The following is a 6674-nucleotide window of genomic DNA, read 5'->3' as shown; positions in this document are numbered from 1 at the left end:
GGCAGTAAACATCTTGGCTAAGGCTCGGACGGAGCCTTCAGAGGTGGGAATAAGCCCGCCTCTGAGAAGCCCCGCTCTTTAGAGCGGGGAGTCGTCACGAAACCCTGGATAGCCTCTTGGTCTATCTCCTAGTGGACCTGGGGAGCCTCCGCTTCACCCTGTACCGCAGGACGGCGGAGGGTTTTGTGGAAGAGGAGGGGGAGGAGGCCCCTATTCCCTGCTTGGGCCTCACCCTGAAGGTGGAGGAGGTTTTCCGCCTCTAGAATAGTTCCGCTAAGAAACCCAAGAGGGCTGTGCGGAAGGCCCGGGGGTTTTCCAGGTTGGCCAGGTGCCCGGCCCCGGGGAGGATGAGCATGCGGGCGTCGGGCAAGGCCTTGGCCAGGGCCTTAGCCTCCTCGGGAGGGGTAAGGGCGTCCTCCTCCCCCACCAGGACCAGGGCCGGGCGGTGGATCCCGGGAAGAAGGGGGGTGGAGTCGGGCCGTTCCGCCAGGGCCAGGAGGCTTCCTGCCACCGCCTCGGGGGTGGCTTCCAGGATGAGGGCCTTAGCCCTTTCCACCACCTCGGGCTTTTCCTCCCGGGTGGTCTTGCCCAGGTGGCTTGGGAGAAGGGCCTCGGGGAGGAAGCCCACCCCTTCCGCCAAGACCCGCTCCCTGAGGGCGTAGCGGTTTTTCCGGGCCTCCTCGGTGTCAGCTCCGGCGCGGGTATCCGCCAGGACCAAGCCCAGGAAGCGCTCCGGGGCCCTGCGCCACAGCTCAAAGATGAGGTAGCCCCCCATGGAAAGCCCCACGAAGACCGCCTCCTCCAGGCCGGCCTCGTCCATCTCCCCTAGTACCTTCTCTGCCGCCTGGGAAAGGGATAGCCCCAGGTAATGGGGGGCCAGCACGGGAAGCCGGCCTCGGAAGTAGGCCACCTCCTCCTGCCACATCTTGGGGTTATAGGGAAAGGCGTGCAAAAACACTACACCCCGCATCTAGGCCTCCTTCACCGCTTCCCCCTCGAGGCCCAAGGCCTTGAGCCGGGCGATGAGGCTTGGGTCCTCTACCACCACATAGTTGCGCCCCTCCTGGCTTTCCGCCCTTAAAAGCCCCGCCCTGGCCGCCTCCTTCCAGGCCTCCATCAGGTCGGGGTACTGGACCAGCAAGGGGGTCACCTTGTGGGCGGGGTAACGCCTCACCGCAAGGCCTCCTCCAGGGCATGCCAGGCCAAGGTGGCGCACTTCACCCGGGCGGGAAGCTTGGCCACCCCTTGGAGGGCCAGAAGGTCCCCTAGGGCTGGGTCAGGCGGGGCTCCTTCCACCACCATGGCCTGGAACTTCCTGGAAAGCTCCAGGGCCTCCGCCACCTTCTTCCCCTTCACCAGCTCGGTCATCAGGGAGGCGCTGGCGGTGCTGATGGCGCACCCTTGCCCCTGGAAGCGGATGTCGGCGATGGTATCCCCTTCCAGGCGCACCATCACCTCCACCTGGTCCCCGCAAGAAGGGTTCAGGCCCCCCGCGGTCTTGGTGGCCTGGGGCAGAACCCCGAAGTTCTTGGGGCTCTGGTAGTGCCTGAGGATGATCTCCCGGTAAAGCTCGTCAAGGACGCTCATGGATTCCCCCATTATAGCCAGGCCCGGTAGCGGGTGTGGATGCGGAGGAGGGCCTCCACGAAGCGGTCCACCTCCTCGAGGGTGTTGTAGAGGTAGAAGCTGGCCCGTGCGGTGGCCGCCAGGCCCAGCTTGCGGTGCAAGGGTTGGGCGCAGTGGTGCCCCGCCCTTACCGCAATCCCCTCCTGGTCCAGGAAGGTGGCCAGGTCGTGGGGGTGGAGGCGGCCTAGGGTAAAGGGAATCACCCCACCCCGGTCCTCCCCCCTAGGGCCATACACCTTCAGGTCCGGCACCTCGGAAAGGCGCCCTAGGGCGTATTCCAGGAGGGTCCGGTCGTGGGCAAAGACCCGTTCCATGCCGATTTCCATCAGGTAGCTGGCGGCCTCTCCCAAGGCGATGGCCTCGGCGATGGGAGGGGTGCCGGCCTCAAAGCGCTGGGGTGGGGGGGCGTAGGTGGAGCGGTCCACGTGGACCTCCCGGATCATCTCCCCACCCCCTAGGAAGGGTGCCATCCCTTCCAGGACCTCGTACCGGCCCCAAAGGACCCCGGCCCCCGTGGGTCCCAGCATCTTGTGGCCAGAAAGGGCCAGGAAATCCGCCCCTAGGGCCTTCACATCCACGGGTAGGTGGGGAGCGCTTTGCGCCCCGTCCACCACCACCAAGGCCCCCACCTCCTTGGCCCTCCTGGCGATCTCCGCCACGGGGTTGATGGTGCCCAGGACGTTGGACATGTGGACCAGGGATACCACCTTGACCCTATCCGTAAGGAGATGGTCCAAGGCGGAAAGGTCCAGCCGGCCCTCCTCGGTGAGGGGGATGGCCTTGATGCGGGCTCCCTTGAGCCCTGCCACCAGGTGCCAGGGCACGAGCCCGGCGTGGTGCTCCATCTCCGTTACCAGGATCTCGTCGCCCTCCTTCAGGTTCCGCAGGCCCCAGGCGTAGGCCACCAGGTTCAGGGCCTCGGTGGTGTTGCGCACGAAGATGATCTCCCTTTCCTCGGCGCCAAGGAAGCGGGCCATGCGGCGCCGGGCCTCCTCGTAGGCCTCGGTGGCCGCCACCGAGAGGCGGTAGGCCCCCCGGTGGACGTTGGCGTTGAGCTCCTTGTAGTAGCGGTCCAAAGCCTCCAGGACCCGCCTGGGCTTTTGGCTGGTGGCGGCGGAGTCCAGATAGACCAGATCCGGCCGCCCGGCAATCAGGGGGAAGTCTTCCTTGAGGGCAGTCAAGTCCATGCCTCCAGTCTAGTCCCAAGCCCCCGGGTGCGCCGGTGTTGTGTCCCACCCTTGCTCCCCAGGCTGGGGGCTAGGAGCTGACCCCGGGAGCTTTGCTCAAGCCCCTACCTTGGCGTGGCCGAGGCGGGCGATTCCCTAGTATCCGGGCCTCTAGAGTTTGGCCAAGGCCCTTTCCAACCGGCTTCGGGCCTCCTCCGCCACGGGCCTGAGCGCCTCCTGCGTTTCCCGCGGGAGCACCTGGAAGATGCCCCTGGGGTCCTGGAGCAGGATTTCCACGCCTTCTTCGCCCTCCCTTAGCACGGCGTTGCAGGGAAGGAGGAGGCCGATATCGGGTTCGGCCTCGAGGGCCTTAGCCGCTAGGCTGGGGTTGCAGGCGCCCAGGATCAGGTAAGGGGGCCTTTCCAGGCCCAGGCGGGCCTTAAGGGTGGCGGCCACGTCAATCTCCGTGAGGATCCCGAAGCCCTCTTCCTTCAAGGCGGCCTCCAGTCGGGCCCGGGCCTCGGCCAGGCTGGTCCGAAGGGTTTTCCTCAACTCCGTCATGGTACCCCCCTATCCTAAAGTTTAGCGAAACCTGGCCAGAAAGGAATGTTGTGGGGTTGACCTTGGGGCTTTCGGGGGGTATGGGAGAGCCTGGGCCCCCCAGGGCCCCATCTCCCGCCTCCAAAACCCCAAACCCCGCCCCCCTCGGGTAGGCCCCCAGGACCTCGAGGAGGGCCGGGTCGTCGTCCACCAGGAACACCCTCATGCGAGCTCGCGCTTCATGCGCTCTAGGGTTTCCTGGTCTATTTCCCCGCGGGCGTACCGCTCCTTGAGGATCTCCAGGGCCTTGTCCCGCCTTTCCGGGACCAAGGTACGCACCAGCCAGTAGAGGAAAAGCCCCAGGAGGACGAACCAAAGAAGTCCGAGGAGGGGTCCCCACCAACCCATGTACCACCAGTTTCCGCACCACCCCATACGTTCACCTCCCATCTGCACCTTAGCCAGGTCTCCTTAGGCTACGGCTGAGCTCTGGGGCCGGAATCCCTTCAGCCTCAGGGAGTTGCTGAGCACGAAGAGGCTGGACAGGCTCATGGCACCGGCGGCCAGCATGGGGTTTAGGAGAAGGCCGGTGAAGGGGTAGAGGACCCCGGCGGCCACGGGGATGAGGAGGAGATTATAGGCGTAGGCCCAGAAGAAGTTGAGGTAGATGGTCCTTAGGGTGCGTCGCGAGAGGAGGATGGCGTGCACCAGGCCCCAAAGGCTTGGCGCAAGCAGGATCACATCCCCTGCCTCCACCGCGATGTCCGTGCCCGTGGCCAGGGCCAGGCCCGCGTCGGCCTGGGCCAAGGCGGCGGCGTCGTTGATCCCGTCCCCCACGAAGATCACCCTCCGCCCCTGGGCCTGAAGTTGCCGTATGGCCTCCACCTTGCCCTCGGGGCGTACCCCGGCCAGGACCTCTTGGATTCCTAGGGCTTCGGCCACCCGCTGGGCCGGGACGGGGTGGTCCCCGGTGAGGAGGACGGGTCTAAGGCCCAAAGCCTTTAAGGCGGCCACCACCTCCTTGGCCTCGGGTTTGGGCGGGTCAAAGACGCCGAAGGCGGCTAGGAGTTTTTCCCCATCCGCCAGGTAAAGGGGGGTGTAGCCCTTTTGGGATAGCTCCTGGGCCTCCTCGGGAAGGGCCACCTTGAGCCGTTCCATGAGGGCCGGACCTCCCAGGTGAAGCCTCCTCCCTGCCACCACCCCCTCGATGCCCTCCCCGGGCAGGACCCGCACCCCCTCGGCCTCGGGTAGGGGAAGGTTCTTGGCCGCTTCTAGAACCGCCTTGGCGATGGGGTGCTCGCTCCCTCGCTCCAAGGCGGCGGCAAGCCGCAAAGCCTCTTCGGGCTTCAGGGCCAACCCCAGGGTTTCCGTGAGGGTGGGTTTTCCTTGGGTGAGGGTCCCCGTTTTGTCCAAGACCACGGTATCCGCCCGGGCCAGGCCTTCTACGGCTTGGCCCTTGCGGAAAATGAGGCCCATTTCGGCTGCCCTGCCCGTGGCCACAGCGATGGCCGCCGGGGTAGCGAGGCCCATGGCGCAGGGGCAGGCGATGAGGAGCACGGAAAGCAGGGCCACGAAGGCGTAGGAGAGACCAGGCCCCAAGAGGAGCCAAAGCCCGAAGGTGACCAAGGCGATGAGGAGCACGATGGGCACGAAGACGCTGGCAATGCGGTCCGCCACCTCCTGCACCCGGGGCTTGTAGGCCTGGGCCTCCTCCACCAGGCGGGCCATCTGGGCCAGGACCGTGGCCTCCCCCACCCGGCTTACCCGGATGAGGAGGGGGCCTTCCCCGTTCACCGTTCCCCCCACCACCTCATCCCCTGGTCCCTTGGCCTTGGGGATGGGCTCCCCGGTGAGCATGGCTTCGTCCACATGGCTGAAGCCCTCCACCACCACCCCGTCGGCGGGGATGCGCTCGCCGGGAAGCACCCGCACCAGGTCGTTGGGGATGAGGGCCTCGGTGGGGATTTCCCTTTCCTCTCCCTCCTGCACCACGCGGGCGGTCTTGGGCCTTAAGGCGAGGAGCTTGCGGATGGCCTCCGAGGCTTGGCCTTTGGCCCTTTCCTCCAGATGCTTGCCCAGGAGGATCAGGGCCAGGATCACCGCTCCCGCTTCCAAGTAGAGGTGGCGAGCCTCTTCTGGGAAGAGGGTGGGGAAGAGGAGAACCAAGAAGGAGTAAAGGTAGGCGCTTCCCGCCCCTAGGGCCACCAGGGTGCTCATGCCCAAAGCCCGGTGGCGCACCTCGGCCAGGGCCTGGCGGAAGAAGCGCCGGCCCGCGTAGAGCACGGGTAGGGCGGTGAGGACCTGGAGGATAGGGGGAACGTGGGGGAGGGGAAGGAGCATGGGCCCCATGGCCAGGAGGAGGGTGAGGAAGGCCAAGGGTAAGGCGATAAGGAGATCCGTGGGGTAAGCGGGGGCCTTCCTTTCCTCCTGGGCCACCTCCAGGGGCTCGTAGCCCGCTTCCCGGATGGCCTGGCGTAGGCGGGGAAGGGTCACGGTGTCCGGCAGGTACTCCACCAGGGCCTTTTCCGTGGCCAGGTTGACGTTTGCCGCAAGGACCCCAGGCAGTTTCTTCAAGGCCCGCTCCACCCGGGCCACGCAAGCGGCGCAGGTCATGCCCCGGATGGGGATCTCTACCCGGGCCACCACGGGTTCATAGCCGGCCTCCTCCACCCGCTTGAGCACCTCGGCCAGGTTCACGCCTTCTTGTAGCCGCAAAAAGGCCTCCTCAGTGGTGAGGTTGACCCGGGCTTCCTCCACGCCTGGGGCCCTTTTCAAGGCCCTTTCCACCCGCGCCACGCAGGCGGCGCAGGTCATGCCCTTGACCCCTACCTTCACCTCAAGAGCCATAGCCTAAAGGCGTGCATCTCCTGGGTCTGGGCAAGGATGATGTCCCGGGCCAGGTCCAGAACCCGCCGGTCCTTGGCGGTGCCTAGGGCCTCGAGGGCCATCTCCACTGCCCCTTTGTGATGCAGGAACATGAGCTCCACGAAGGCCCGGTCGGGATCCTGGGCCCCTTTGAGCTTTTGCAGCATGGCGGTCATCTCCTTTTCCATGGCGGCGTAGGCCGCCTGGTCCATTCCGCCCATTCCCGCCAACCAGCCCTTCATGAGGGCGATCTCCCGTTCCTGGTCCTTCAGGATGGCCTCGGCCCAGGCCCTTACCTGGGGGTCCTTGCCCTTTTCCAGAACGTAGCGGGCCATCGCCAAAGCGCCTTCATGGTGCGCTATCATGCCCGAGAGAAAGCTCCGCTCCGCGCCGGCGGACGGCGCATGGTGGGCATGCTGGGCCCAGGCGGAGGCTAGGGTCAGGATGCTGAGAAAGAGAAGGTTTCGCATGGTTTCC

9 protein-coding genes and 1 pseudogene are annotated in these 6674 nt (G+C 66.1%); 1 reads left to right on the top strand and 9 read right to left on the bottom strand.

All coding sequences use genetic code 11. The annotated features are described in order from the left end of the window. Window positions 1–116 precede the first annotated feature (116 nt). A complete protein-coding gene (locus L0D16_RS09745) occupies window positions 117–263 on the top strand; it encodes a hypothetical protein (protein ID WP_243031720.1) in 147 nt (48 codons plus the stop codon). On the opposite strand, the gene L0D16_RS09740 is transcribed toward L0D16_RS09745, so the two are convergent. The 9 genes and pseudogenes from L0D16_RS09740 to L0D16_RS09705 form a co-directional block, all read right to left on the bottom strand. Further along, window positions 260–970: an alpha/beta fold hydrolase gene (locus tag L0D16_RS09740; RefSeq protein WP_243031719.1), complete on the bottom strand. Its 711-nt coding sequence runs from the start codon at window positions 968–970 to the stop codon at window positions 260–262. The two genes, L0D16_RS09745 and L0D16_RS09740, sit on opposite strands and share 4 nt — an antisense overlap. Further along, a complete protein-coding gene (locus L0D16_RS09735) occupies window positions 971–1174 on the bottom strand; it encodes a hypothetical protein (protein ID WP_243031718.1) in 204 nt (67 codons plus the stop codon). Continuing rightward, on the bottom strand, window positions 1171–1587 hold the full coding sequence (gene sufU / locus L0D16_RS09730) for a Fe-S cluster assembly sulfur transfer protein SufU (protein WP_243031717.1): 417 nt from the start codon (window positions 1585–1587) through the stop codon (window positions 1171–1173). Before sufU ends, L0D16_RS09735 begins: the two co-directional genes overlap by 4 nt. A gap of 11 nt (window positions 1588–1598) precedes the next feature. Beyond that, entirely contained in the window at window positions 1599–2813 is a 1215-nt protein-coding gene (locus L0D16_RS09725) for a cysteine desulfurase (protein ID WP_243031716.1), read from the bottom strand. A gap of 150 nt (window positions 2814–2963) precedes the next feature. Beyond that, window positions 2964–3353, bottom strand: a complete 390-nt coding sequence (locus L0D16_RS09720) for a DUF302 domain-containing protein (RefSeq protein ID WP_243031715.1) — start codon at window positions 3351–3353, stop codon at window positions 2964–2966. A 106-nt stretch (window positions 3354–3459) separates the two neighbouring features. Further along, window positions 3460–3558: pseudogene (locus tag L0D16_RS12600) on the bottom strand (response regulator); the annotation flags it as partial. Continuing rightward, window positions 3555–3767 carry an SHOCT domain-containing protein gene (locus L0D16_RS09715; RefSeq protein ID WP_243031714.1) on the bottom strand — a complete coding sequence of 71 codons (213 nt, stop codon included), beginning with the start codon at window positions 3765–3767 and terminating at the stop codon, window positions 3555–3557. The gene L0D16_RS09715 and the pseudogene L0D16_RS12600, both read right to left, overlap by 4 nt. A 36-nt stretch (window positions 3768–3803) precedes the next feature. After that, window positions 3804–6179, bottom strand: a complete 2376-nt coding sequence (locus L0D16_RS09710; protein WP_243031713.1) for a heavy metal translocating P-type ATPase — start codon at window positions 6177–6179, stop codon at window positions 3804–3806. Further along, on the bottom strand, window positions 6164–6667 hold the full coding sequence (locus tag L0D16_RS09705; RefSeq protein ID WP_243031712.1) for a DUF305 domain-containing protein: 504 nt from the start codon (window positions 6665–6667) through the stop codon (window positions 6164–6166). Before L0D16_RS09705 ends, L0D16_RS09710 begins: the two co-directional genes overlap by 16 nt. Window positions 6668–6674 lie beyond the last annotated feature (7 nt).

This window comes from Thermus altitudinis (assembly GCF_022760835.1).
Taxonomy (GTDB): Bacteria; Deinococcota; Deinococci; order Deinococcales; family Thermaceae; genus Thermus; species Thermus altitudinis.
This window is presented reverse-complemented; position numbering and strand designations above follow the sequence as displayed.